The 24,087-nt window shown below is 67.4% G+C and carries 21 protein-coding genes; 14 read left to right on the plus strand and 7 right to left on the minus strand.

The genetic code is table 11. From position 1 onward, the window contains the following. Nucleotides 1-71: 71 nt before the first annotated feature. Both AC5P8C_RS05100 and AC5P8C_RS05105 read left to right on the plus strand, forming a co-directional pair. A complete protein-coding gene (locus AC5P8C_RS05100; RefSeq protein ID WP_111098073.1) occupies nt 72-647 on the plus strand; it encodes a manganese efflux pump MntP in 576 nt (191 codons plus the stop codon). A gap of 147 nt (nt 648-794) precedes the next feature. Then, on the plus strand, nt 795-1,250 hold the full coding sequence (locus tag AC5P8C_RS05105) for an REP-associated tyrosine transposase (RefSeq protein ID WP_495218399.1): 456 nt from the start codon (nt 795-797) through the stop codon (nt 1,248-1,250). A gap of 54 nt (nt 1,251-1,304) precedes the next feature. Here the strand turns inward: AC5P8C_RS05105 and AC5P8C_RS05110 are convergent, their stop codons facing one another. Then, on the minus strand, nt 1,305-1,970 hold the full coding sequence (locus tag AC5P8C_RS05110) for a response regulator transcription factor (protein ID WP_111098071.1): 666 nt from the start codon (nt 1,968-1,970) through the stop codon (nt 1,305-1,307). An 80-nt stretch (nt 1,971-2,050) separates the two neighbouring features. Then, nucleotides 2,051-3,994: an acetate--CoA ligase gene (acs, locus tag AC5P8C_RS05115; RefSeq protein ID WP_495218400.1), complete on the minus strand. Its 1,944-nt coding sequence runs from the start codon at nt 3,992-3,994 to the stop codon at nt 2,051-2,053. 245 nt (nt 3,995-4,239) lie between these two features. On the opposite strand from acs, the gene AC5P8C_RS05120 reads away from it, so the two are divergent. From AC5P8C_RS05120 to xth, 4 genes are all read left to right on the plus strand, one after another. Then, on the plus strand, nt 4,240-5,667 hold the full coding sequence (locus AC5P8C_RS05120) for a DcaP family trimeric outer membrane transporter (RefSeq protein WP_019661755.1): 1,428 nt from the start codon (nt 4,240-4,242) through the stop codon (nt 5,665-5,667). A 127-nt stretch (nt 5,668-5,794) separates the two neighbouring features. Further along, entirely contained in the window at nt 5,795-7,456 is a 1,662-nt protein-coding gene (locus tag AC5P8C_RS05125) for an MFS transporter (protein ID WP_005420402.1), read from the plus strand. 156 nt (nt 7,457-7,612) lie between these two features. Further along, nucleotides 7,613-9,022 carry a coniferyl aldehyde dehydrogenase gene (locus tag AC5P8C_RS05130; protein WP_495218401.1) on the plus strand — a complete coding sequence of 470 codons (1,410 nt, stop codon included), beginning with the start codon at nt 7,613-7,615 and terminating at the stop codon, nt 9,020-9,022. A 174-nt stretch (nt 9,023-9,196) separates the two neighbouring features. Further along, a complete protein-coding gene (xth, locus tag AC5P8C_RS05135) occupies nt 9,197-9,964 on the plus strand; it encodes an exodeoxyribonuclease III (RefSeq protein ID WP_233653532.1) in 768 nt (255 codons plus the stop codon). A gap of 81 nt (nt 9,965-10,045) precedes the next feature. Here the strand turns inward: xth and AC5P8C_RS05140 are convergent, their stop codons facing one another. Further along, nucleotides 10,046-10,297, minus strand: coding sequence for a GlsB/YeaQ/YmgE family stress response membrane protein (locus AC5P8C_RS05140; protein ID WP_005411656.1), 252 nt, complete (start codon nt 10,295-10,297; stop codon nt 10,046-10,048). 84 nt (nt 10,298-10,381) lie between these two features. On the opposite strand from AC5P8C_RS05140, the gene AC5P8C_RS05145 reads away from it, so the two are divergent. The 8 genes from AC5P8C_RS05145 to AC5P8C_RS05180 all read left to right on the plus strand — a co-directional run bounded on the left by AC5P8C_RS05145 (nt 10,382) and on the right by AC5P8C_RS05180 (nt 17,724). Continuing rightward, nucleotides 10,382-10,981 (plus strand): 4'-phosphopantetheinyl transferase family protein, encoded by a 600-nt coding sequence (locus AC5P8C_RS05145; protein WP_019661752.1) that lies wholly within the window; start codon nt 10,382-10,384, stop codon nt 10,979-10,981. A gap of 39 nt (nt 10,982-11,020) precedes the next feature. Next, nucleotides 11,021-11,659 carry a 16S rRNA (guanine(527)-N(7))-methyltransferase RsmG gene (rsmG, locus tag AC5P8C_RS05150; protein ID WP_012481632.1) on the plus strand — a complete coding sequence of 213 codons (639 nt, stop codon included), beginning with the start codon at nt 11,021-11,023 and terminating at the stop codon, nt 11,657-11,659. A 113-nt stretch (nt 11,660-11,772) separates the two neighbouring features. Continuing rightward, nucleotides 11,773-12,570: a ParA family protein gene (locus AC5P8C_RS05155; RefSeq protein WP_019661751.1), complete on the plus strand. Its 798-nt coding sequence runs from the start codon at nt 11,773-11,775 to the stop codon at nt 12,568-12,570. Beyond that, nucleotides 12,570-13,493, plus strand: coding sequence for a ParB/RepB/Spo0J family partition protein (locus AC5P8C_RS05160; RefSeq protein WP_005411652.1), 924 nt, complete (start codon nt 12,570-12,572; stop codon nt 13,491-13,493). The genes AC5P8C_RS05155 and AC5P8C_RS05160 overlap by 1 nt, the downstream gene beginning before the upstream one ends. Before the next feature lie 85 nt (nt 13,494-13,578). Beyond that, complete coding sequence (locus AC5P8C_RS05165; RefSeq protein WP_019661750.1) at nt 13,579-14,544, plus strand: NAD-dependent epimerase/dehydratase family protein; 966 nt, start codon at nt 13,579-13,581, stop codon at nt 14,542-14,544. 90 nt (nt 14,545-14,634) lie between these two features. Then, on the plus strand, nt 14,635-15,357 hold the full coding sequence (locus AC5P8C_RS05170) for a glycosyltransferase family 2 protein (protein ID WP_019661749.1): 723 nt from the start codon (nt 14,635-14,637) through the stop codon (nt 15,355-15,357). After that, complete coding sequence (locus tag AC5P8C_RS05175; protein WP_058979230.1) at nt 15,357-15,704, plus strand: lipid-A-disaccharide synthase N-terminal domain-containing protein; 348 nt, start codon at nt 15,357-15,359, stop codon at nt 15,702-15,704. The genes AC5P8C_RS05170 and AC5P8C_RS05175 overlap by 1 nt, the downstream gene beginning before the upstream one ends. A gap of 247 nt (nt 15,705-15,951) precedes the next feature. Continuing rightward, nucleotides 15,952-17,724: a DUF885 domain-containing protein gene (locus AC5P8C_RS05180; RefSeq protein WP_495218402.1), complete on the plus strand. Its 1,773-nt coding sequence runs from the start codon at nt 15,952-15,954 to the stop codon at nt 17,722-17,724. A 130-nt stretch (nt 17,725-17,854) separates the two neighbouring features. Here AC5P8C_RS05180 and AC5P8C_RS05185 read toward each other — a convergent pair whose 3' ends face one another. From AC5P8C_RS05185 to AC5P8C_RS05200, 4 genes are read right to left on the minus strand one after another with little or no spacing between them, the layout of a single operon-like run. Beyond that, nucleotides 17,855-21,064, minus strand: a complete 3,210-nt coding sequence (locus AC5P8C_RS05185) for an efflux RND transporter permease subunit (RefSeq protein WP_495218403.1) — start codon at nt 21,062-21,064, stop codon at nt 17,855-17,857. A 10-nt stretch (nt 21,065-21,074) separates the two neighbouring features. Further along, nucleotides 21,075-22,280, minus strand: coding sequence for an efflux RND transporter periplasmic adaptor subunit (locus tag AC5P8C_RS05190; RefSeq protein WP_241883512.1), 1,206 nt, complete (start codon nt 22,278-22,280; stop codon nt 21,075-21,077). Then, nucleotides 22,277-23,530, minus strand: a complete 1,254-nt coding sequence (locus AC5P8C_RS05195; RefSeq protein ID WP_495218404.1) for a TolC family protein — start codon at nt 23,528-23,530, stop codon at nt 22,277-22,279. The genes AC5P8C_RS05190 and AC5P8C_RS05195 overlap by 4 nt, the downstream gene beginning before the upstream one ends. Before the next feature lie 56 nt (nt 23,531-23,586). Next, on the minus strand, nt 23,587-23,925 hold the full coding sequence (locus tag AC5P8C_RS05200) for a hypothetical protein (RefSeq protein WP_155030356.1): 339 nt from the start codon (nt 23,923-23,925) through the stop codon (nt 23,587-23,589). Nucleotides 23,926-24,087: the final 162 nt, after the last annotated feature.

Below are 24,087 nucleotides of genomic sequence, written 5' to 3' on the forward strand. Positions count from 1 at the left end.
GCGCGCGCAACGTCAGGTTGGGCGCGAGCGCAGGCCGTGCGTCCGTCCTAGCCCGACCTCAGCCGCTGTCCATGTCCCCCATTTCGATCCTCCTGATCGGCTTTGCCATGTCCACCGATGCCTTCGCTGCGGCGATCGGCAAGGGTGCGGCCATGCGCAAGCCGGTGTTCCGCGATGCACTGCGGGCCGGCATCATCTTCGGCGTCATCGAGGCGATCACGCCCATCATCGGCTGGCTGCTCGGTCGCGCCGCGCTGCAGTACGTCGAAGCCTTCGACCACTGGATCGCCTTCGGCCTGCTCGGCGCGCTGGGCATCCACATGATCTACAACGGCCTGCGCCCGGACAGTGCCGAGGAAGACGAAGACCCTTCGCAGCACCACGGCTTCTGGAAGCTGGCGCTGACCGGTTTCGCCACCAGCATCGACGCGATGGCCGTGGGCATCGGCCTGGCCTTCATGGACGTCCATATCGGCGTGATGGCGGCGGTCATCGGTCTGTGCACGCTGACCATGGTCACCGTCGGCATCATGCTCGGCCGCGTGCTGGGCAGCATGGTCGGCAAGCGTGCCGAGATCATCGGCGGCGTGATCCTGATGATCATCGGCGCGACGATCCTGTACGAACACCTGCACGGCGTGGGGTAAGCAGGGAAATCTGTAGAGCCGAGCCCACGCTCGGCTGCTTTGCATGTCAGCCGAGCATGGGCTCGGCTCTACATCAGGGTTTTGGCTGACAAGCATTGCGGTGATGCACTGATGGAAGGGTTGTCATGCGTGCCATAGCCTCTTCGCATGGCCAGTCCTGCACTCCGCTTTGGTCGCTGGTCGCAGACCGGCAATGTCTACGCGATCACGGCTGTGACACGCGCACGCCGTCCTTGGTTCGACGACAAGGCCAACGTCGATCTGCTGATCGAAGCGCTGCGCACCGTAGAGCGAACGGGGCGGACCTCCTCCCTCGCCTGGGTGGTGATGCCGGATCATCTGCATTGGCTGTTCGAACTCCGTACCGGCACGCTTGCCGGCTGCATGCAGATCCTCAAATCACGGAGCGGGCGTTCCATCGGCAGGCGCGCTGATGCCAACGCGCCGATCTGGCAGCCGGGATACTACGACCACGCGCTGCGCAGCGATGAATGCCTGCGCACGCAGGCGATGTACATCGCGGCCAATCCCGTGCGTGCAGGATTGGCCACGCGCATCGGGGAATACCCCTATGTGTGGAGTCGATGGCCGCTTGAAGCGTGATCTGGAACCTGGCGAAGAGCAACCGAGCATGGGCTCGGCTCTACAGCGGAGGTCTCAGTCTTCTTCCGGCGGCAGCACGATGGCGTCGTCGTCGATCGCCAGCTTGCCGGCCATCAGCACGGCCTGGGTGCGGTTGGTTACGCCCAGCTTGCGCAGGATGGCGGTGACGTGGGCCTTGATCGTCGCTTCGGAGACGTTGAGGTCGTAGGCGATCTGCTTGTTCAAGCGCCCGGCGCCGAGCATCTGCAGGACGCGGAACTGCTGCGGGGTCAGCTCGCGCAGGCGCTGGCCGACTTCGCGTTCTTCGCTGCCGGTAGGCGGCACGTTGTGCGCTTCCGGCGGTGCCCAGGTCTCGCCATCGAGGATGGCGCCCAGCGCATGGCCGATGGTGTCCGAATCCGCAGACTTCGGAATGAAGCCCAGCGCACCGTGGTCGAGCGCGCGGCGCATCACCGTGGCTTCTTCGCGTGCGGACACCACCACCACCGGCAGGTGCGGGTGCAGCGAGCGCATGTGCACCAGCGCGTTGAAACCCTGCGCACCGGGCATATTGAGGTCCATCAGGACCAGGTCGGCGTCGTTGTGCTGGTCGGCCAGTGCATACAACGCTTCCACGCTGTCGGCCTCGAACAGCTGCACGCCGGGGATGACCCGCTGCACGGCCCCACGCAGGGCCTCGCGGAACAGCGGGTGGTCATCGGCAATCAGGAGGGTGGTCATGGTCGGGGGGAACCGTGGGGGAAAGCAGATGGGGTCAGAGCCCTTTCCTTGCGGAAAGGGATCCGACCCCGGGTCGTACGTCAGCGCACCTTGCGCTCGTCCACCAGCGACGCCACCACCGACGGATCGGCCAGGGTCGAGGTGTCGCCAAGCTGGTCGGGCGCGTTCTCGGCGATCTTGCGCAGGATGCGGCGCATGATCTTGCCCGAGCGGGTCTTCGGCAGGCCCGGCGCCCACTGCAGGTGGTCCGGCGTGGCGATCGGGCCGATCTCCTTGCGCACCCAGGCGATCAGTTCCTTGTGCAGTTCATCGCTCGGTGCCTCTTCGGCCACCAGGGTGACGTAGGCGTAGATGCCCTGGCCCTTGACGTCGTGCGGGAAGCCGACCACGGCCGCCTCGGCCACCTTCGGGTGCGAGACCAGCGCGCTTTCCACTTCGGCGGTGCCGATGCGGTGGCCGGACACGTTGATCACATCGTCTACGCGGCCGGTGATCCAGTAGTAGCCGTCCTCGTCGCGGCGGCAACCGTCGCCGGTGAAGTAGCTGCCCGGGTAGGTGCGGAAATACGTATCGATGAAACGCTGGTGGTCGCCGTACACCGTGCGCATCTGGCCCGGCCAGGAATCACGGATGATCAGGTTGCCCTCGGTCGGGCCGTCCTGGATCTCGCCATCGGCATTGACCAGCGCCGGCTGCACGCCGAAGAAGGGCAGGGTGGCCGAACCCGGCTTGAGGTCCATTGCACCGGCCAGCGGCGAGATCAGGATGCCGCCGGTCTCGGTCTGCCACCAGGTATCGACGATCGGGCAGCGGCTGTCGCCGACCACCTCGTAGTACCAGCGCCAGGCCTCCGGGTTGATCGGCTCGCCCACGCTGCCGAGCAGGCGCAGCGACGCGCGCGAGGTCTTCTTCACCGGCTCCTCGCCCTCGCGCATCAGTGCACGGATGGCGGTCGGGGCGGTGTAGAAGATGCTCACCTTGTGCTTGTCGATGACGTTCCAGAAGCGCGAGGTGTCCGGATAGTTCGGCACGCCTTCGAACATCAGCGAGGTCGCACCGTTGGCCAGTGGCCCGTACACGATGTAGCTGTGGCCGGTGACCCAGCCGACGTCGGCGGTGCACCAGTAGATGTCGTCCTCGCGCAGGTCGAACACCGCTTCATGGGTGTAGGCCGCATACAGCAGGTAGCCGCCGGTGGTGTGCAGCACACCCTTGGGCTTGCCGGTGGAACCGGAGGTGTAGAGGATGAACAGCGGGTCTTCCGCGTTCATGCGTTCCGGTTCGCAGGTGGACGGCTGGCTGTCCACCACGTCGTGGAACCAGCGGTCGCGCGGGGCCTGCATGTCCACCGCGCCGCCGGTGTGGCGCACCACCAGCACGGTTTCAACCGTGTTCGTGCCCGGCAGCTTCAGCGCGGCATCGACGTTGGCCTTCAGCGGAATCTTTCGACCACCACGCAGGCCCTCGTCGGCGGTGATGATCAGCTTGCTCTGGCAGTCGCTGACGCGGTCGGCGATCGAGTTCGGTGCGAAGCCACCGAACACCACCGAGTGGATCGCACCGATGCGCGCGCAGGCCAGCATGGCCACCGCGGCGTCGACGATCATCGGCAGGTAGATGGTGACCCGGTCGCCCTTCTTGACGCCGAGGTTGCGCAGCGCGTTGCCGAGGCGGCAGGTGCGCTCGTACAGCTCGCGATAGGTCACATGCTGGGCCGGTGCATCCGGGCCGTCCGGCTCGAACAGCAGGGCGGTCTTGTCGGCGCGCGTTTCCAGCTGGCGATCCAGGCAGTTCACGCTGGCATTGAGCTCGCCATCCTCGAACCACTTGATGCGGAAGTCGGACAGGTCATAGCTGACGTTCTTGATCTTCGTCGGCTTGCGCATCCATTGCAGGCGCTCGGCGGCCTTGCCCCAGAATCCATCCGGATCGGCCACCGACGCCTGGTACTGCTGTTCATAGGTCTTCTTGTCGATGCGTGCCTTGGCGGCGAACTGCGGATCGACGGGGTAGATATCAGCCATGGCACCCTCACTTGCACGTTGACTTTGTATGTGCGGTCGCAGCATCGCAACGACCGATCCCCCTCAGTTTGCCCCATCCACCCCCGGCCGCGTCACCACCCTGGTTAGACCATGGTCGAAAGTGAGCGCCTTGCAGGCCCGGGTTCGACCAATGGCGAATAGCCGCTATACATAATCGCCCCGCAGTCTCGGCTCGACCGTGCCCCACGCGCGGCATCACCTTGCCACTTGGGAGAGAGGGCAACATGAGCCACCGTACGTTGAAAGCCGTGCGCACACCTTTGGCGGCCTGCCTGCTGGTCGCCCTGGTCGCACCGGGCATGGCGTTCGCAGAGACCGCCAAAGAGAAGGCACTGGAAGCACGCGTTGCCGAACTGGAACGCCAGGTCCAGCTGCTGCTGTCTTCGCAGCAACAACAACAGACCCAGATCAGCCAGACCCAGCAGGCCGTGACCGAAGTGCGCACGGTGCAGGCCGGGCAGAAGCCGGTCGCACAGGTGCCGGCCGGCAAGCAGCCGATCCAGGTCACCACCCTCACCCCGGGCGCCGCGCCGGGCACCACGGTCAAGATCGGCGGCTTCATCAAGGCCGACTTCCTGGCCACCCAGACCAGCGATGGCCAGCTGGCCGACGACGCCACCGGCCGTTCGCTGTACCTGCCGGGCCAGACCCCGGTCGAAGGCGCTGGCGGCAGCGGCAAGCGCTCGGGCACCGATTTCAACGCCCATGCCAAGTTCTCGCGCTTCAACCTGGGCATCGACAACGTCAGCGAATCGGGCAACAAGGCCGGTGCGTTCTTCGAGATGGACTTCTTCGGCAACTCGCTGGGCAACCAGACCGCCACCAACACCTACGGCGTGACCCTGCGCCACGCTTACATGTACTGGAACAACTGGCTGGCCGGCCAGACCTGGTCAAACTTCATGGACGCGGCCGCACTGCCCGAAGCGGTCGACTTCGTCGGCCCCACCGACGGCGTGATCTTCGTGCGCCAGGCGCAGGTGCGCTACACCCAGGGCGGCTTCAGTGTCGCACTGGAAAACCCGGAAACCACCACCCTCACCGGCACCCGCAACCCGGTCACCGGTGCCTGGACCAACGCCAGCGCCAACTCCGACCGTGGCAGCCTGCCCGACCTGACCCTGCGCTATGGCTGGAAGGGCGACTGGGGCACCTTCGGCGTCGGCGGCATCGTCCGTCAGCTGAAGGTCGACAACCAGGCCACCGGCGCGAAGGCCGACAAGGTGGCCGGCGGCCTGACCCTGGGCGGCAAGTGGGTGATGGGTGACAGCGATTCGCTGCACTACCAGCTGACCGGCGGCGAAGGCATCGCCCGCTACATCGGCCTGGGCATCACCGCCGACAGCGCCTACGACGTGGCCCGCGATGAGCTCAACCCGACCGGCGTGCTGGCCGGCTACGTCGGCTGGCGGCATGCGTTCTCGCCGAAGCTGCGCACCAACCTGATCTACGCGCGCAGCGACTACGACAACGACAGCATCCTCGGCCCGCTGGTGACCAAGAGCGTGCAGAGCGTCCGCGGCAACATCTTCTATTCACCGCTGCCCAAGGTCGATATCGGCGCCGAGCTGATGTATGGCCGTCGCGAAGTGGAGAACGGCAACAAGGGTGACATCACCCGGTTGCAGTTCACCACGAAGTACAGCTTCTAAGAGCGTGCCGGCCAGCGGCCGGCACCTACCGAGATGGGGTGCCGGCCAAGGTCGGCATCTACCGAATTGAGTGCCGACCAACGGTCGGCACTCACCAACAACGATTGCTTCGGAGGGGAAGCGTCCCATGTCCAGTACACCCAGCACCGCACATAAGGCGGGCACCCTGACCAAGGGCCACAAGAAGGTCATCTTCGCCTCGAGCCTCGGCACGGTCTTCGAGTGGTATGACTTCTTCCTGTACGGCTCGCTCGCGGCCATCATCGCCAAGCAGTTCTTCAGCGGCGTCAATGAAACCACGGGCATGATCTTCGCCCTGCTGGCGTTCGCCGCCGGCTTCTTCGTGCGTCCGTTCGGCGCGGCCTTCTTCGGCAGCCTCGGCGACCGCATCGGCCGCAAGTACACCTTCCTGGTCACCATCCTGATCATGGGCATCTCGACCTTCCTGGTCGGCGTGCTGCCCAACTACGCCTCGATCGGTTTTGCCGCACCGGTGATCCTGATCATCCTGCGCCTGGCCCAGGGTCTGGCGATGGGCGGCGAGTACGGCGGTGCCGCCACCTACGTGGCCGAGCACGCGCCGGACGACAAGCGCGGCCTGTACACCAGCTTCATCCAGTGCACCGCCACGCTGGGCCTGTTCCTGTCGCTGCTGATCATCCTGGCCTGCCGCATGACCCTGGGCAACGAGGCGTTCGAGGCCTGGGGCTGGCGCATCCCGTTCCTGGTGTCGATCCTGCTGCTGGGCATTTCGGTATGGATCCGCCTGCAGCTGAGCGAATCGCCGCTGTTCCAGCAGATGAAGGCTGAAGGCAAGGGCTCCAAGACCCCGTTCCGCGACAGCCTGAAGGGCGGCAACCTGAAGCTGATGTTGCTGGTCCTGCTCGGTGCAGCGGCTGGCCAGGCCGTGGTCTGGTACGGCGGACAGTTCTACGCGCTGTTCTTCCTCAGCAGCATGCTGAAGGTCGATGCCACCACCTCCTACCTGCTGATCGCCGCAGCGCTGGCACTGGGCACGCCGTTCTTCATCTTCTTCGGCTGGCTGTCCGACCGCATCGGCCGCAAGAAGATCATCCTGGCCGGCTGCCTGCTGGCGGCCATCACCTACATCCCGATCTTCAAGGGCCTGACCCACTTCGCCAACCCGGCCATCGAAGAAGCCCGCAGCAGCTCGCCGGCGCTGGTCGTCGCCGATCCGGCCACCTGCTCGTTCCAGTTCGATCCGGTGGGCCTGCGCAAGTTCACCAGCTCCTGCGACGTGGCCACCGCTGCGCTGACCAAGGCCGGTGTGCCGTACGACGTGCAGCCCGCCGCCGCCGGCTCGCTGGCGATGGTGAATGTGGGCAGCGCCAGCGTCACCTCGTATGAGGCCGCCGGCCTGACCAAGGAAGAAGGCAAGGCCAAGGCCGATGCGTTCGGCGCGGAACTGAAGACCGCCCTGACCTCTGCCGGCTACCCGGCCAAGGCCGATGGTGCGCGCATCAACATTGCCGGCACCATCTTCATGCTGTGGCTGCTGGTGCTGTACGTGACCATGGTCTACGGCCCGATTGCCGCCTACCTGGTCGAACTGTTCCCGACCCGCATCCGCTACACCTCGATGTCGCTGCCGTACCACATCGGCAACGGCTGGTTCGGTGGCTTCCTGCCGGCGATCTCGTTCGCGCTGGTGGCCGGTACCGGCAACCTGTACTACGGCCTGTGGTACCCGATTGCGATCGCACTGATGTCGGTGGTGATCGGCGGCCTGTTCCTGCGCGAGACCAAGAACGTGGATATCACCAAGTAACCGGCGTGCCGACCAACGGTCGGCACCCACCGCGTTTCAGGGGCCGCGGTGCAGACCGCGGCCTTTCTGTTTCCCTGTTTTTTGGGGTCAGATCCCTTTCGCTTGCGAAAGGGATCTGACCCCATCGAGACGTCCTGCACCCCGTATAGTCGGCCCATGACCACCACCACGCCGGCAGACCTTCCCGCCATCCTGCACACCCTGCGCAGCGCCTGGCAGTCGCAGCGCCCCACGCTGGACCAGCGCGGGGCAGACCTGCGCCGCCTCCGCGAAGCGCTGAAGGCACGCCTGGACGATATGGCTGCGGCCATCGCAGAAGACTTCGGCCATCGCGCCCACGTTGAATCGAAACTGGCCGATGGCATGAGCGTGCTGTCGGCCATTGACCACCTGCGCCGCCACCTGCGACGCTGGTCGAAGCCGCAGCGGGTCGGTGCCGGTTGGCGACTGTGGCCGGCGCGCGCGCAGCTGCGACCGACGCCGTTGGGTGTGGTCGGGGTGATCTCGCCCTGGAACTACCCGGTCACGCTGGCACTGGTGCCGTTGGCTACCGCCATCGCCGCAGGCAACCATGTGCTGCTCAAGCCTTCGGAACATACGCCGCGTACCAGCGCGTTCCTGGCCGATCTGCTGGCCAGTGTGTTCCCGCCCGATCGGGTGGCGGTGGTGCAGGGCCGGGCGGACGTGGCCGCGGCGGTGTCGTCGCTGCCGTTGGACCATCTGCTGTTCACCGGCTCGACCGCCGTGGGCCGCAAGGTGATGGCGGCGGCCGCCGAGCATCTGGTGCCGGTGACGCTGGAACTGGGCGGCAAGTCGCCGGCCATCGTCTGCCGCGATTTCCCGCTGGACAAGGCCGCCGCGCGGCTGGCCACCGGCAAGTGGTTCAACGCCGGCCAGACCTGCATTGCGCCGGATTACGTGCTGATCGATACCGCGCGCCAGCGCGAGTTCGTGCAGGCGCTGCAGCAGCAGGTGCGCGAACGCTACGGCGACTTCAGCGATGCCGACGACTACACGCGGATCATCAACGACGGCCAGTACCGTCGCCTGCAGGGCTATCTGGCACAGGCGCGGCAACGCGGCGTGCCGGTGATTCCGCTGGCGCAGGTGGATGAGGCGCGCGCCGACCGCGAGCGCCTGCTGGTGCCGACCGTGGTGCTGGACCCGCCGGACGACCTGGAGCTGATGCGCGAGGAGATCTTCGGGCCGATCCTGCCGGTGCGTGCCTATCCGGATCTGGATGCTGCCCTGGCCGACGTGCTGTCGCGCGACCGGCCGCTGGCGCTGTATCCCTTCAGCCACGACAAGGCGACGGTGGAGCGCATCCTCGGCCAGGTGGTGGCGGGCGGGGTGACGGTGAATGACACGCTGCTGCACTTCGCCGCCGATGGCCTGCCGTTTGGCGGGGTGGGCGCCAGCGGCATGGGCGCGTACCACGGCCGCGCCGGGTTCGATGCCATGAGCAAGCGGCTGCCAGTGCTCTGGCAGGCGCGGTGGGCGGCCAGCGACCGGCTGCGGCCGCCGTATTCGAAGATTGCGGGGTTGTTGAAGCTGCTGCTTCGGTGAACCCAGGCAGGGCGTGGCTCTGCTGAATCAGGGCCCGGCCCGATTCTTCTGTAGAGCCGAGCCCACGCTCGGCTGCTCCTGGCTGGGTGCCGATCAATGCAGCCGAGCGTGGGCTCGGCTCTACACGGGAATCCGGCCCGAGCCCCATCCCGGCCACCCGGGTAGAATGCCCCCATGAAAATCGCCTCGTGGAACGTCAATTCGCTCAATGTCCGCCTGCCGCACCTGGAGCAGTGGCTCAAGGACTTCGGCCCGGACATCGTCGGCATCCAGGAAACCAAGCTGGAGGACCACAAGTTCCCCGATTCTGCGCTGATCGCCGCCGGCTACCGCAGCGTGTTCGCCGGCCAGAAGACCTACAACGGCGTGGCGCTGCTGTCGCGTGAGCCTGCACAGGACGTGCAGATCGGCATTCCCGGCTTCGAGGACGAGCAGAAGCGCGTCATCGCCGGCACCTTCGGCGACCTGCGGGTGATCAACCTGTACGTGGTCAACGGCCAGGACATCGGCACCGACAAGTACGAGTACAAGCTGCGCTGGCTGGACGCGGTGCATGCGTGGATCGCGCAGGAACTGCAGCGGCACCCGAAGCTGATCGTGATGGGGGACTTCAACATTGCCCCGGACGCACGCGACGTGCACGACTCGCAGGTGTGGAACGACAACCACATCCTGACCTCCACCGCCGAGCGCGGCGCGCTCAACAAGCTGCTGCAGCTGGGGCTGCACGATGGCTTCCGCCTGCACAACGACGAGGCGGGTACCTTCAGCTGGTGGGATTACCGCGCCGCCGGCTTCCGCCGCAACCTGGGCCTGCGCATCGACCTGACCCTGGTTTCCGATGCGCTGAAGAGCGGTGCGGTGGCTTCGGGCATCGACCGCGAGCCGCGCACCTGGGATCGTCCGAGCGACCATGCGCCGGCGTGGGTGCAGTTGGGTTGAGTTGAGGTAGCGCCGGGCCATGCCCGGCGAGCGCAGCGGCGGCAGGGTGACGCCGGGCATGGCCCGGCGCTACCCCTCAGATCACCGTATGCTCTTGCGGGTGAACAGGTTGACGATCGCCAGCAGGATCACCGCGCCGATCAGCGAGAACAGGAAGGTGCGGATGGTGATCGCTTCGTTGATGCCGCCGCCGAACAGCCAGCCGGAAATCAGCGCGCCGACGATGCCGACCACGATGTTGAGGATGATGCCCTGCTGGGCATCGCGCTTCATGATGATGCTGGCCAGCCAGCCTACGATGCCGCCGACGATCAGCCAGATGATGATGCCCATGATCGAACCTCCGGTGGGAAACTGTGACCAGTTGACGCGCACGGCTGTGAACCCGTCGTGCAATTGCGTGATGGGCGCGTGCGGATGAGCCTGCCAGCCACCCTCGACGGCCCCTGGCGCTTCGGCCCGGTGACGGTCTGGCGCTGCCCGCACGTGCCGGGCCAGCGCGGTGAACCGCAGGCCCGGCAGGTACTGGCGCAGGCGCTGGGCACCGATCCGCAGACGCTGCCACTGGTCCGTGACGACAAGGGCCGGCCGGAGCTGAGCGGCCCGTTGGCCCACTACGGGACCGGCTGGAGCCACAGCGGTGAGGTGCTGCTGGTGGCGCTGGGCGAAGGCGTGCGGCTGGGCGTGGACCTGGAACTGCTGCGGCCGCGGCCGCGTCTTCTGGAAATCGTGCGGCGCTTCTTCCACCCGCAGGAGGTGGCCTGGCTGGAACGCCTGGACGAGGCCGACCGCGAGCACTGGTTCTTCCGCGTGTGGTGCGTCAAGGAGGCGATCCTGAAGGCGCACGGCCAGGGCATCTCGTTCGGCCTGCACCGCCTGCAGCTGGCGCCGGGGGCCGATGGCGCCCTGCACCTGCGCTGGTGCGACCTGGAACTGGGCGAGGCCGCGCGCTGGCACCTGCACGAATGGCAGGCCAGCGGCCAGTTCCGTGCGGCGTTGGCCTGGTATCCGCACTGAAGCGGGGAATCAGCGCGCAAAACCGGCGATAATGGCGGCATGAGCGAACACCCACTTCCCGCCAGCGTGGCTGCCACGCTGGAACAGGGCCTGGCCAGCATGGGCCTGGACGCCGCGCTGGCGCCGCCGCTGTTGCGCTACCTGGCCCTGCTGCACCGCTGGAACGGCACCTACAACCTCACCGCCATCCGCGACCCGCAGGAGATGGTTACCCGCCACCTGCTCGATTCGCTGGCGATGCAGCCGTTCGTGGCTGATGGCAGCCTGGCCGACCTCGGTACCGGCCCCGGGTTGCCCGGCATCCCGCTGGCGATCGCCTGCCCGGGCCTGCAGGTCACCCTGGTCGAGAGCAACGGCAAGAAGGCGCGCTTCATGCGCGAGGCCGTGCGCCAGCTCGGCCTGGGCAACGCCCGCGTGGCCGAATCGCGGGCCGAAGCGCTGGACGAGGCCGGTCGTTACGACCAGCTGACCGCGCGCGCAATGGATACCCTGGCCGGCATCGTCCGTGTCGGTGGCCATCTGCTGCGCCCCGGTGGCGTGCTGCTGGCCATGAAGGGCGTCTACCCGCATGAGGAGATCGCGGAACTGCCGGCTGGCTGGCAGGTGCGTGAGGTGACCCCGCTGAGCGTGCCCGGCCTGGCCGGCGAACGCCACCTGGTCACCGTTACAGGTCCCTGATTCCCGCCGCCAGCCCTTTGTGGAACAACGGGTTGGCGATCCACGATTTCCGCAAGGGGCCGGTTGTACGCATAATGACCGGTCCCAACCATCCGTCGACGAGGCACACCCGCATGGCCCGCATCATCGCCATCGCCAACCAGAAGGGTGGCGTCGGCAAGACCACGACCGCCGTCAACCTGGCCGCTTCCCTGGCCAACGCACCCAAGCGCGTGCTGTTGGTCGACCTGGACTCGCAGGGCAACGCGACCATGGGCAGCGGCGTGGACAAGCGTGAGCTGGCGGCCTCCACCTGCGATCTGCTGCTGGGCGAGAACAGCGCCGCCGATGTGCGCGTGCAGACCGCCGAAGGCTACGACCTGCTGCCGGGCAACATCGACCTGACCGCCGCCGAGATCCAGCTGATGGGCCAGAGCGAGCGCGAGCAGCGGCTGAAGCGCGCGCTGGCGCCGATCCGCGACGAGTACGACTACATCCTGATCGATTGCCCGCCGGCGCTGTCGCTGCTGACGCTCAACGCGCTGGCCGCCGCCGATTCGGTGATCGTGCCGATGCAGTGCGAGTACTACGCACTGGAAGGCCTGAGCGCGCTGGTGGAAACCATCGAAGCGCTGCGCACCAGCCTGAACCCCGCGCTGGAGATCGAAGGCGTGCTGCGCACCATGTTCGACGTGCGCAACAACCTGGCCAACGCAGTGTCGGCCGAGCTCACCGAGCACTTCGGCGACCGCGTGTTCCGCACCATCGTGCCGCGCAACGTGCGCCTGGCCGAGGCACCCAGCCATGGCCAGAGCATCGTCGGCTACGACCGCGCCTCGCGCGGTGGCGTGGCCTACCTGGGCCTGGCCGGCGAGATCATCCGCCGCAACAACGAACGCAACAAGGCCGGCAAGGCCGTGGAGACCGTCTGATGACCAGCAGCAAGCCGGCAGCCAAGAAGCGAGGCCTCGGCCGTGGCCTGGACGCGCTGCTGGGCCCGAAGGGCGCGGTCAGCCAGGTGCAGGCCACCACCGCGGTGATCGAGCCGCTGCCGGGTGAAGTGCTGCGCAAGTTGCCGGTCGGCCAGCTGCAGCCAGGCAAGTACCAGCCGCGCCGCGAGATGGACGAGGGCAAGCTGTCCGAGCTGGCCGACTCGATCAAGTCGCAGGGCGTGATCCAGCCGATCCTGGTGCGCCAGCTGCCGGCGGGCAACTACGAAATCGTCGCCGGTGAACGCCGCTGGCGCGCATCGCAGCTGGCCGGGCTGGACGAAGTGCCGGTGGTGGTGCGCGAGCTGGAAGACCGCACCGTCATCGCGATGGCGCTGATCGAGAACATCCAGCGTGAAGACCTCAACCCGCTGGAAGAAGCCGAGGCGCTGCAGCGCCTGATCAGCGAGTTCACCCTGACCCATGCCGAGGCCGCCGAGGCCGTCGGCCGCTCGCGCGCGGCGGTGTCCAACCTGCTGCGCCTGCTGGAGCTGCCGGTGGCGATCCGGCTGCTGCTGGAAACCCGCCGCCTGGAAATGGGCCACGCCCGCGCGCTGCTGACCCTGGCTCCCGAGCTGGCCGGCAAGCTGGCGCAGGAAGCGGCCGATGAAGGCTGGTCGGTGCGCGAGGTCGAGCGCCGTGCGCAGGCCTTCGCCGCCGGCAAGGTGCCGAGCAACCGCCCGGTGGCGACGCCGAAGGTGCAGCAGGCCGACATCGCCTCGCTGGAAACCGAACTGTCCGAAGCGCTGGGTGCCAAGGTGGCGATCAACCACGGCCGTGGCGGCAAGGGCAAGCTGATCATCCACTACACCGATCTGGACACCCTGGACGGCGTGCTGGAAAAGCTGCGTACGCGCCAGGGCTGAACCCGGCGCCACATCACGCCGGCCGACGCATCCCCGCGACGTCGGCCACGCCGATGGCAGCGGGGTGCTTTGATCGAGACCCGCGATGACCATCCTGCTTACCGGCGCTGCCGGCTTCATCGGTGCCTACACCGCCCGCGCGCTGCTGGAGGCCGGCCAGGCCGTGGTCGGTCTGGACAACTTCAACGATTACTACGACCCGCAGATCAAGCGTGACCGCGTGGCCGCGCTGTGCCCGGCGCTGGACCTGCGCACGCTGGACCTGACCGATAACGAAGGCCTGGCCGCGCTGTTCGACGAAGTGAAGCCGACCGCCGTGATCCATCTGGCTGCACAGGCCGGCGTGCGCTATTCGCTGGAAAACCCGCAGGCCTACGTCGACAGCAACCTGGTCGGCTTCGTCAACATGCTCGAGCTGTGCCGCCACCGTGGCGTGCAGCACCTGGTGTATGCCTCCAGCAGTTCGGTGTATGGCGACTCGGCCACGCCGCCGTTCTCCGAGGACCAGCGCGTGGACCAGCCGCGCTCGCTGTACGCGGCGACCAAGGCGGCCAACGAGCTGATGGCCTACACCTACGCACAGCTGTACGGCCTGCATGCCACCGGGCTGCGATTCTTCACCGTGTATGGCCCGTGGGGCCGGCCGGACATGGCACCGCTGCTGTTCTCGCGCGCGGTGCTGGCCGGTCGGCCGATCGACGTGTTCAACGAAGGCCGCATGCAGCGCGATTTCACACATGTCTCCGACATCGTGTCCGGTATCCTCGGCGCCCTCGCGCATCCGGCCGACGGCCCGGTGCCGCACCGGGTGTTCAACCTCGGCAACCATACGCCGGTCGAGCTGGAGCGCTTCATCAGCGTGATCGAGCAGGCGGCCGGCCGCCCTGCGCAGAAGGTCTACAAGCCCATGCAGCCGGGCGACATGGTGCGCACGATGGCCGATACCCGGCGCGCACATGACGCTTTCGGCTTCGATGCGGTTACCCCGATCGAACAAGGCCTGCCGCCTGTGGTGCTGTGGTGCCGCGAGTATTTTGGCGATCGCGCCTGAGGACGGATCCTCACGCCGCCGGGTTCATCTTCGGATAACCTCGGTTTCGGAGAATGCGCGGTCTTTGTCCCCCCTTTGGCCGAGTGCCTTATGAGCCAACCCGAGCTTTCCGTTGTCGTCCCGGTGTTCAACGAGCGCGACAATGTTGCCCCGCTGGTCGCCGAAATCACCGCTGCGCTGCGTGGCCGACTGCCGTTCGAGATCGTCTACATCGACGACCACTCGCGTGATGACACCCTGGCGGTGCTGCAGGGGCTGAAGGCAACCACCCCGGAACTGCGCGTGCTGCACCATGTGAACCAGAGCGGGCAGAGCACGGCGGTGCGCACCGGCGTCAAGCATGCGCGGGCGCCGTGGATCGCGACCCTGGATGGCGATGGCCAGAACGATCCGGCCGATATTCCCAAGCTGCTCGCCGCACGCGACGCCGCCGACGCGCAGGTGAAGCTGTTCGCCGGTTGGCGCGTCAACCGGCAGGACAGCAGCAGCAAGCGCTGGGCCAGTCGCTGGGCCAATGCCATCCGTGCGCGCATGCTGCGCGACGACACCCCCGACACCGGTTGCGGCATCAAGCTGTTCGAACGCAGCGCGTTCCTCGACCTGCCGTATTTCGACCACATGCACCGCTATCTGCCGGCGCTGATGCAGCGCGCCGGCTGGAAGACCACCAGCGTGCCGGTCAACCACCGCCACCGCACCGCCGGTGTGTCCAAGTACAACAACCTCGGCCGCGCGCTGGTCGGCATCCGCGATCTGCGTGGCGTGGCCTGGCTTATCACCCGAAGCAAGCGCACCGCGGTGGAGGAGCGCTGATGGATCTGGAGCTTCACTGGCTGGATCAGCCCTTGACCTGGCTGTACTGGACCGGCCTGCATGTAACCGGCTGGAAGCTGATCGGTTACACCGGCGCACTGATGTTCGGCGGCCGCTGGCTGGTCCAGTTCATCGCCTCCAAGCGCGCTGGCAAGCCCGTCATCCCGCGCCTGTTCTGGTACATGAGCGTGATCGGCAGCCTGATGACGCTGAGCTACTTCCTGTTCTCGGCCAAGCAGGACTCGGTGGGTGTGCTGCAGAACCTGTTCCCGGCGTTCACCGCGCTGTACAGCCTGCACCTGGACATCAAGCACCGCGGCTGGAAGCGCGACAAGGCCAGCCACTGAGGCCTGCGGGGTGCCTGCCATGGGTAGAGTCGACTGTCAGTCGACTTTCGCGCGGAGCGCGGGCTTTGCTGCATGTGGCGGAAGAGCAGCCGACTGACAGTCGGCTCTACCACGCGCCTGCGCCGCTGGGGCCCCGGCCTGCGGGCGGTTCCCGGTCCTGCCTGCTGCGCAGGCAGGACCTTCGTCCCATGCCTTGGACCGTGGGCGGTGCCATGATCGGGGTCTGCCTTCCCGGGAACCTGTGCTCGTGAAAACCCGTCTTGCCGTTGCCCTGCTGCTCGCCCTGTCCGCCCCCGCTGTGGCGCTGGCTGCACCGCCCGCCACCGCCGCGCCGGCCAGCGTGACCACCGAATCGCCCGCCGACGCCGCCTTCCGTGCGGTGTACGAGAAGGAATGGAAGTGGCGCCAGGATGGCGGCGGCGAGGCCAGCGAGGACGAGGACGCCCCGGCCAATGCCACCCGCATGCCCGACGTCGGCCCGGCCGCGCAGCAGGCGCGCCTGAAGGTGTGGGACGAGACCCTGGCCGCGCTGAAGAAGATCGACCCGAAGACCCTGTCGCCCGACAACCAGGTCAACTACGCGATCTACCGCGACCAGGTGTTCAACCTGGCCGAAGAGACGCGCCTGCGTGGCTACGAGATGCCGTTCAACGCCGACTCCTCGTTCTGGTCCAACCTGTCCTTCATGGCCCGGCGCGAGATGAAGACCGTGCAGGACTACCAGAACTACATCGCACGGCTGAACGATGTGCCGCGCTATTTCGGGCAGCAGACAGAGAACATGCGCGCCGGCCTGAAGCGTGGCTTCAGCGTGCCGCGCGCGGTGCTCGATGGCCGCGAGGTGTCCATCGCCACCGTCGCCGAGTTGAAGGACCCGACCGAGTCGCCACTGTACGCGCCGTTCAAGAAGCTGCCCAACACCGTTCCGGCCGCAGAACAGGCCAGGCTGCAGGCGCAGGCGCGTGAAGCGATCAGTGGCAAGGTGGTGCCCGCGTTCCAGCAGCTGCGCACCTTCTTCGTCAACGAGTACGTGCCGCAGGCGCGCACCACCCTGGCCGCCGAAGCGATGCCCGACGGCAAGGCGTACTACAAGCAGCAGATCCACGAATACACCACGCTGGACCTGTCGCCGGACGAGATCCACCGCATCGGCCTGGATGAAGTCGCACGCATCCAGAAGGAAATGAACGACATCATCAAGCAGGTGAAGTTCAAGGGCAGCTTCGCCGAATTCCTGACCTTCCTGCGTACCGACCCGCAGTTCTACGCCAAGACGCCGGAGGAGCTGCTGTCGCGTGCCGCGTGGATCTCCAAGCGCGCCGATGGCCAGCTTGGCAAGTACATGACGCTGCCACGCGCCCGCTTCACCATCGTGCCGGTGCCGCCGGACATTGCGCCGTTCTGGACCGCCGGCCGCGGTGGCATGGGCACCTACTGGCTCAACACCTACAACCTGCCGTCGCGCCCGCTGTACAACCTGCCGGCACTGACCCTGCATGAGTCCGATCCGGGCCACGCGTTGCAGGGCGCCATCGCCGCCGAGCAGAAGAACCTGCCCGAGTTCCGCCGCAACGCCTACATCTCCGCCTATGGCGAAGGCTGGGCGCTGTACTGCGAGAAGCTGGGCGTGGAAATGGGCATCTATGAAACCCCGTACGAGGATTTCGGCCGTCTGACCTACGAGATGTGGCGTGCTGCGCGCCTGGTGATCGACACCGGCGTGCACAGCAAGGGCTGGACCCGCGAGCAGGCGTTGGCCTACCTGCGTGACCACACCGCGCTGAGCGAGCATGAAGTGACCACCGAAGTGGATCGCTACATTTCCTGGCCGGGCCAGGCGCTGAGCTACAAGCTGGGCGAGATCGCCATCGTGCGCCTGCGTGCGCAGGCCGAGAAGGAGCTGGGCGACAAGTTCGACATCAAGGGTTTCCACGACACCCTGCTCAAGCAGGGCTCGGTGCCGCTGCCGGTGCTGGAACAGCAGATCCAGGCCTACATCGCCGAGCGCAAGAAGGCCTGACCCGACGCGTCGCCGGGCATGGCCCGGCGCTACCAGAATGCGCGGTGGTAGCGCCGGGCCATGCCCGGCGAGCGTGATGCGATCGGGTCAGAGCCCCGCCCGAAGGGCGGGGCTCCGACCCCCTCTCACCTCACCCCACCGCCCGCGGCTTGGCCACGCGCGCGGCAAACGTCGGCAGCACCAGCAGGGTCAGCACGGTGGCGGTGATCAGGCCACCGATCACCACCGTCGCCAGCGGCTTCTGCACCTCCGCACCCGAACCGCTGGCAATCGCCATCGGAATGAAACCGACGATCGCCACCAGCGCCGTGGTCAGCACTGCGCGGATGCGGCTGGAGGCACCGTTGATCGCCGCCTGCAGCGGCAAGTCACCGGCGTCCAGGCGCTCGCGGATCGCCTGCATCAGCACCAGGCCGTTCAACGTGGCCACGCCGGATACCGCGATGAAACCCACCGCTGCCGACACCGAGAACGGCATGCCACGCAGCAGCAGTGCGAGGATGCCGCCGACCAGCGCCAACGGCACGCAGCTGAACACCAGAATGGCTTCCTTGCCACTGCGCAGCGCCATGAACAGCAGACTGCCGATCAGCAGGAACACCACCGGTACCACCGTCGCCAGCCGCTTCTCCGCGCGCTGCAGGTTCTCGAACTGACCGCCCCAGGTCAGGTAGGCACCCGGCGGCAGTGCCACGTCGGCCACCGCTGCCTGTGCCTCGCCGACGAAGCCGCCCAGGTCGCGGCCACGCACATTGGCCTGCACCACCACACGGCGGCTGCCATTGTTGCGGCTGATCTGGTTCGGCCCTTCGCTCACCGTGATGCGCGCCACCGACGACAGCGGAATCACCAGCCCTGACGGCGTGGCGATCGGCAGTGACGCGAGCTGGTCCGGATCGTTGCGCGAGGCATCGTCCAGGCGCACCACCACGTTGAAGCGGCGATCACCTTCGAAGATCTTGCCGGCCGCAGTGCCGCCAATGCCGGTGGACAGCGCATCACTCACGTCCGCGGCGGTCAGCCCGTACTGCGCCGCCGCCACGTGGTCGATCGCTACGTTGAGCGTAGGCAGGCCGGAGATCTGTTCCACCCGCACGTCGGCCGCGCCGTTCACCGCACGCAGCTTCAACGCCACCTGGTCGGCCACCTTCTGCAGCTGGCTGAAGTCATCGCCGAAGATCATTACGGCCAGGTCGGTACGCACGCCGGAAATCAGCTCGTTGAAGCGCAGTTCGATCGGCTGGCTGAACTCGAAGCTGTTGCCCAGCTGCTGCCCGGCCAGTTTTTCGAAGCGCGCCACCAGTGCTTCCTTGTCCAGCTTCGGATCGGGCCAGTCCTTGCGCGGCTTCAGCACGATCACGCTGTCTGAGATGTTGGTCGGCATCGGATCGATCGCCGCCTCGGCGGTACCGGTACGTGAGAACACGGTCTCCACTTCCGGCTGCGTGGCGATCGCCTTTTCCAGTGCCAGCTGCATGGCCAGTGACTGCTCCAGCGAGGTCGATGGCACGCGCAGGGCCTGCATCGCCACGTTGCCTTCGTCCAGCGTCGGCATGAACTCGCGGCCCAGCAGCGAGAACGAGCCGATGCCCACCACCACCATCATCACCGCACTGGCCACTACCGTGCGCGGATGCGCCACGGCCTTGCGGATCACCGGCTCGATGCGCGCACGCAGCACGCGTATCAGCCTGGTCTCGTGCTCGCCGTCGTCCGCATGCGCATCGCCTTCCTTCACCTTGGGCTCGCGCACCAGCAGCGCGGCCATCGCCGGCACGAAGGTGAAAGAGAAGAGGAAGGCACCGACCAGGGCCAGCATGAAGGTCGCCGCCATCGGGTGGAACGTCTTGCCCTCCACGCCTTCCAGGGTGAGGATCGGCGCGAACACCAGCAGGATGATCAGCTGGCCGAACGCCGCCGGTCGCGCCATCTTCATTGCCGAATCGGCGGCCACGCGCAGCCGTTCCATCGCGGTCAACGCACGGCCCAGTTCGGCGCGGCGCTGGCCCAGCATCAGCAGGGTCGACTCGACCACGATCACCGCGCCATCCACCAGGATGCCGAAGTCCAACGCACCCAGGCTCATCAGGTTGCCGCTGATGCCGAAGCGGTTCATGCCGATCACTGCGAACAGGAACGACAGCGGAATCACCAGCGCGGTGATCGTCGCCGCACGCAGGTTGCCCAGCAGCAGGAACAGCACCACCACCACCAGCAGTGCGCCCTCGGTGAGGTTCCTGGCCACGGTCTTGATGGTGGAATTGACCAGCACGCTGCGGTCCAGCACCGGTGCCGCCACGATGTCGGCCGGCAGCGATTTGTTCACCTGTTCCAGGCGTGCCGCAGCGGCCTGCGCCACGGTGCGGCTGTTGCCACCGGCGATCATCAGCGCGGTACCCAGCACGGCTTCATGGCCATTGCGGCTGGCCGCACCCAGGCGCGGCGCGCGGCTCAGGTCGACGTCGGCCACATCGGCCACGCGCACCACCACGCCATTGCGGGTGGCGACCGGCGCCTGCGCCAGGTCGTCGGTGGTCAGCGCCAGGCCGTCGGCACGTACCACCAGGCCCTCGCCGGCACGCTGCACGAAACCGGCACCGGCCTGCACGTTGGAACGCTGCAGGGCAGTGACCAGGTCGGCCAGGCCGAGGCCGTGCGCGGCCAGCTTGGCACTGTCCGGATGCACGCCGTATTCCTTGACGTAGCCACCGACCGTATCGACGCCGGCCAGCCCCGGACTGGAACGCATCTGCGGCGCGATGATCCAGTCCTGCACGGTGCGCAGGTAGGTCGCGCGTTCCTCCGGCGTGCGCAGCAGGTTGCCTTCCGGTGTGCGGTAGACCTCACCGGCCTGCCAGCCGGCTTCACCGGGCTTGGCCAGCTTGGCTGGGTCGAACGTGGTGAAGTCCACCGTCCACATCAGCACTTCACCGAGGCCGGTGGTGACCGGCGACAGCATCGGTGATGCACCATCGGGCAGGTCTTCCGACGCTTCGCGCATGCGCTCGGCTACCTGCTGGCGGGCGAAGTAGATGTCGGTGGCATCGGTGAAGATCGCGGTGACCTGCGAGAAGCCATTGCGCGACAGCGAACGGGTGGTGGTCAGGCCGGGAATGCCGGCCAGCGCGGTTTCCAGCGGATAGGTCACCTGCCGTTCGATCTGCTCCGGGGTCAGCGCCGGGGCCACCGTGTTGATCTGCACCTGGCGGTTGGTGATGTCCGGCACCGCGTCGATCGGCAGCTTGCCCAGCTGGAACAGGCCCACGGCGGCGATCAGCGCCGCCATGAACACCACCAGCCAGCGGTGGCGCACCGCTGTTTCAATGATCAGCTTGAACATGATCGCCTCCTCAGTGGCCGTGCTCGGCTTCGCCCTTGGCCAGCTCGGCCTTGAGCAGGAAGGCGTTGGCACCGACGATGCGCTCGTTGCCACTCAGGCCACCGAGGATCTCGATGCGGTCACCGGCACGGCGCCCGGCCAGCACTGGCTGCGCCTTGAAGCCACCTTCGACGGCGACGAACACCGCGCTGCTGCCATCAACGTTCTGCACCGCATCGGCGGGCACGCTGAGCGAGCCGTCCTGGCCTTCGGTGACCACCACGGCCGATACCGGCGAACCGGCTGGCGGCAGCGACGCATCCACCGGTGTGGCGCGGATCACTGCGACGCCGCCCTGCTGCCGTACATCGGCGGCCGAACCGGTGACGGTAGCGGTGAAGCTGCCACCCGGCACGCTCACTTCCAGCTTCATGCCCGGCGTGACCTGCGCGGCCAGCGCCGGCGGTGCGGTGAACACCAGCTCGTTCATCGACGGGTCGGCGACATCGGCGACTGCGCTGCCGGCAGCGACCACACCACCCGGGGTGACCTGCACGTTGCCGACGATGCCGGCCACCGGGCTGGTGATGCGCACGCGTCCACTGGCATCGGGCGCACCGTTGGCGGCGGCCTGGGCCTGTGCGGCAGCGGCCTGGGCCTGTGCCGCCAGCGAACGCGCACGCGAGGCTTCCAGCTCCTGGCGGGCGACCACGCCCTGCTCGACCAGGGCCTTGTCGCGGCCATAGGCCAGGCGTGCGGCTTCGGCTTCGGCCGAGGCGGCCAGCGCATTGGCACGGAACACCGCCGCTTCGCCACTGACCACGATGGCCAGGGCCTGGTTCTGCTTCACTGCGGTGCCCGGTGCGACCAGCACGCGTTCGACGCGGCCGGTCACGGTCGACGCCACCGAGGCACGGGCACCGACCGAGGGTTCCACCCGACCGGCGAGGCGGGTGGAACCGCCACCGCCGCGACCGACGGCAACCACTTCGATACCGGACGCCTTGATCTGCTCAGGGGTCAGCGGTACCACGCCTTCATCGGCGTCAGCCGGCGCCTTGGCGGCTTCCGCCTTGGCTTCCTTGCTGTCGGTCGCGTGGCCATGGCCATCGTCGGTGCCCGCCTTGGCCGCGGCGGGGTCTTCATTTGCAGGTGTCTGCGCGTTGCCAGCGCAGCCGGCCAGCAGCACGGTCAGCAGCACGCCGCCGATCAGCGGGAAGGTACGGGAGAGAGTCATGGGGCCTCCACAAAAGGTGCGCGCCCTTCAAGGCGGGCAAGATCGATTTCCGCGCCGACGCGCGACAGGCGCGCATCCACGGCGGCGCCGCGGGCGGCGATAAGGGCGCTGCGCGTGCTGCGCAGTTCCAGCTGCGAGATGCGTCCGGCGTCGAAACCGATGCGTGCAAGGCGGTAGGCCTCTTCGGCGGCGACCACGCTTTCATCGGCGGCACGGGTGCGGCTGCCGGCCGCCTTCAGCCCGGCCACGGCGGACAGGCGTGCGGCCTCGCTGTCGCGGCGCTGCTGGTCCAGGCGTGCCTCGGCCGCGCGCTGGTCGGCATTGGCGGCGCGGATGCCACCGCGGTTACGGTCGAACAGCGGGATGCTGAGGCTGAGCCCGAGGTTGTAGGCACGCTCGCCGCCTTCGCGGAAGCGGGTCTGTGCGGCGGTGACGCTGAGGTCGGGCAGGGCGCGCTTGCGCTCCACGTCGACCAGCTTGCTCGCCGCATCGGCTTCGGCTTCGGCAATGCGCACTGCCAGTGCGGTATCGGTGGCACCGCGCGGCAGCGGCGGTGCGCGATCGAGCAGGCTGTTGTCGATCGACTGCACCGGCGCATCCAGCAGCGCGGTGCCGGCCAGGCGGGCCAGCGCGGCATCGCGGAACGCCTGTGCTTCATCCAGCGACGCCATGGCATTGGCTACTTCGCTCTGCGCTTGCACCGCGCGCAGCTGTGGTTCGCGGCCCTGCTTGACCATGGCGTTGACGGCGTTGGCGTCATCGCGGGTCAGTGACAGTGCTTCCTCGGCCAGGGTGTAGCGGCGCAGTGCACTTTCCGCCTGTGCGTAGACCGCCGCCAGTTGGCTGGCGACATCGCTGCGGCTCTGCGAACCACGCAGGGCAGCGGCTTGTGCCTCGGCCCGGGCGGCACGAACGCGCGCGCCACGCTGGCCCCAGACCTCCAGCGGCTGGGACAGGGTGAGCACGGTATCGGCCTTGCCCATGCCACGGTAGGTGCCGGAGCCCCAGGCATTCTCAGCCGACCAGGAAAGGGAGGGATTGGGCAGCGCACGGGCCTGGTCGGCGCGCGCATCGGCGGCCTCGGCCAGTGCCGTACCCACACGGGTGCCGGGCAGCTGGTCCAGGCGTTCAAGCAGGGTGTCGTAGGAGGGGGCGGCTTGCGCCATCACCGATGCCGCCGAGGCCAGGCCCAGCAACACGGCGACGACCAGCCCGGCCGCACGCGGCGACCGAGGTGTCAGGATCGACATAGGGGGATTCCGGTTGTGAGTGAAACGGGAGCCCGCAATCGCGGGACGCGCTCAACTCACGCCCGGGGTGGACGCGTCAATTCATCCTGGGCGACCGCATAGGTCGCCGCATCGCCCGCACTCATCCAGCGCGCCGGCAGTGGCGCCCCGAAGGCGGCGATCGTGTGCGCCGGCAGGCTCAGGTTGGAGTGGTGGCAGTGGTTGTGGCTGCAGGCACCGGCGTGCTTGCTGTCACTGTCACCCTCGGCATCGTTGGCGTTGCTTTCCACGTGCACCGCAGTGGTGTCGTGCGGTTCGACCGCGCAGGCCAGCACGTCGGCCACCGGCACGACCACGAACGCCGCCATCAGCAGCATCAGCAGGGTCGAACGGAGGTGGCGGGTGATCCAGCGCATGAAGGGGAGGCTAGCAAGCGGTTTTCGCCGGATACAATATCAATGGCCGCCTCGGGAATACGTCGGAATCTCCCGTTCAGGTGGGGCGGGCCTTTCGGCCCACCGGGCTGCGCTTCTGTAGAGCCGAGCCCACGCTCGGCTGCTTTCGCACGATCAGCCCCC

The organism is Stenotrophomonas sp. YJH_SMC_46 (genome assembly GCF_059370315.1).